This is a genomic window from Methanophagales archaeon (assembly GCA_021159465.1).
Taxonomy (GTDB): Archaea; Halobacteriota; Syntropharchaeia; order Alkanophagales; family Methanospirareceae; genus G60ANME1.
On the sequence record JAGGRR010000153.1, the window covers coordinates 1 to 2,983 of the forward strand.

Below are 2,983 nucleotides of genomic sequence, written 5' to 3' on the forward strand. Positions count from 1 at the left end.
CCTCAAAAAGCGGATACACGATGACAAAACGCATTCCGGGCATTGAAAGCATGTCAAATCTCACTGTTCAGTTCAACTGGACGCCTTCTCGTGATGATATTCCTGACACAACGCTCATTGCCACTGTTGACTCAGCAGATGAAATAGAGGAGGCGAATGAGAACGATAACAAAGCAATCGCTGATGTCAGCATAACTGCACCTGAACTTTTCATCATAAATGTGAGCATGCTCGGCAGCGAGCTTAAATACTGCTTCGTCAATGCCTCAAACACCATTGAGGTAACCGTGAAAAATGACGGACCGGCTTTGAGATGGCATGATCCCTTTGGAAAGTGGGTTATAGACTGGAGCAAACCTCTGCCTGCACCACTTGATAACGAGAGTTTCAATGTAACACTTATAGCACGCAAAGGAGATGCGGAGGATATTGTAACCAGGCGTGTCGGTGTAAAAATGGAAGAGATAAAGGAAAGATATTACACAGGAATAGGACGTTATCCTACTGATAGCGCAATTTTTTCGTATTACATAGGCAAATTGCAGCTCAACTGGACGCCCCGCAGCAAAGGAAAGTATAACCTCTCATTCATATTGGACTCCTCTGATGAGATTGCTGAGAGAGACGAGAGCAACAACACTTATAACACGAGTGTGGAGGTGATAGGCAGGAGTGATTTATACATAGGGAGAGTGAATGTAAATGGCATACCTTATCGTGATTTCATGGTGCCCGTGTGGGTATTTGTCATGAATCGTGGTGACATCAAAGTGCCGCTGAATGTGACTTTCATCGCCTCTGCTACTAACGCCACTGCCGCCGCTGACAATTCAACATCAATAACGAAACGGGTGCAGATTTCTCCCGATGAAGTGAGGAAGGTGGAATTCAAATTTGTCCCGAAATATACGGGCACATATAATATTTCCGTGTTTGTGGATGTGAATGATGAGATACCGGAGGCGAATGAGAACAATAACACATATTCTTTTCAGATAAATGTGAGTGAAGCACCGCTCAGTCCGCCTGAGACACCTTTCCTGCTTTCCGGGAACATAAGTTATGAAGATGGGTGTGCTTGCACCGCTGCAAATGTGAGCGTGAGTGCGAATTATTACAGGAACATGAGCGAGAACTCGTCTTACTGGATTTTCATGCCTGCGAGCATATGTTTTGATCTGACCGCATCAGACCAGGGAGGCAGCACAAACACATCGTCAATATGTCTGAACCGTTCCACTGTCAATCAGGGTTATTTCAATTTCAACATCACACTGCCGCTTGATATGCCTGACATCGTTCTCGAAACGCTCAAAGTGAGAAAGAAAACACTTGTAAAGGAGAAATGCCCCGTGAATGTTACGATTTCAAATCAGGGAAAGAGCTTCAACGACACATTCAATGTCTCGTTCATTGTAAAGAATGAAACTGCTCTCGGCAAAGAGTTTGTTGTTAACGTAACAAACAGAACAATAAACGGGCTGAAATATGGAGAGAGCAGAGACTTTTCATTTGTATTTGAGTCTGAGGTTCCAGGTAAATTCCATGTGTGCGTGCATGCGGATGCATCAAACGAGATAAAAGAGAGGAATGAAGAGAACAATGAGCGCTGTGCTGAATTTTATTTCACATCCGCAGACCTCATAGTTGAGCGTGTGGAGCCATGTGATGTCTTCAATGATGTTTTTGTGAATGTCTCAAATGACATAAATGTGACGATTGCGAACATAGGCGACTATGATATTTCGTGGAGTTATGGTTTTGATCCTGTATCTGTGATGTTTGAAGTGCTCAGAAATGGCTCTGTCATAGACAGAGATTACAGAACACTGAGCGAGATAAACAGAAGCGAGCGAAAGGTTTTGAGATTCAACTGGACGCCTGCTGCAACCGGCAACTACACACTGAGCGTTAAAGTTGATAGTTCAGATAATATTGTGGAGACAAACGAGAGCAATAATGTTAATTCTACCTGTGTGGAGGTGAAAGAAGCGACAAAAATAAACATGCTTATGTATACTGGAGGGGGAGCAGTCATCTATGACAGTTTGTATGTTGTGAGGAATGCGACGATATTTGAGGCAACTTGTAAGTTCTGCGAGAAGCACGGGCTTGAAGCGCCCAGGTGCGAGGATAAGGCTAATATCATAACGGAAGTTGCGGGCTTTTCAGAACCGAAGTTGTGGATTTATGACGAGCGGAATGGCACATGGATACCTGAGGAGGCGAATGCATCTCTTATTGTCTCTCAGGAAACATACGGCTGGTCTCCTCTGGATTTGAATTTGCTCGGTGTATATCCGAAGCCGGATTTTGTGCCTTCTCGCATGGAGATGCCTCGCACTTTATACCTTGGAAGGCAAATTCCTGTCAATGTAACGATTGAGAATCGTGGATATGTTGGAATCAATGCGAATGTCTCGCTTTATGTTCGCCAATTCACAGAAAGAGCGGTAGAAAACTTCAGCCTTCAGGATTTCGGTACTGTTTATCTTCCGCCTGTCGGCAATGCCTCACTAACACTCAAATGGCTCGCCGCAGATTACGGATTGTATGAAATACTTGTGTCCGTAGATGATGGAAATTTCGTTGATGAGCTTGATGAGACAAACAATAATTTGAGTGAAGAGCGAGAGGTTGTGCGTGGTCGTGTGATAGATGTGCCCCGTGATTTCCCCACGGTAAGAGAGGCGGTAGAGGATGCCGCGCCCGGCACCGTTATATATGTGCATGATGGCACTTATTTAGGATTCACTGTTGAAAACAAACACAACATCACAATCACAGGTGAGGGATGGAATGTTTTCGTAAAGGGTATAAACATAAAAAACTCAAGCGATATTACAATAAAAAATTTCACAATCAGGTTCACTTCACCTGGAAGCTATAATTGTGATGAAGTTGACAATTTGCTTTCAATTACCAAGAGTGAGAGGATAACGATAGACAATTGCAGGATATATGGTGACGGTCAGCCCAATAT

General features: G+C 43.7%; 1 protein-coding gene. It reads left to right on the top strand.

The window, feature by feature from the left end; all coding sequences use genetic code 11:
* On the top strand, nt 1-2,983 hold a 2,983-nt coding region (locus J7J01_06890), incomplete at both ends, for a hypothetical protein (protein MCD6210597.1).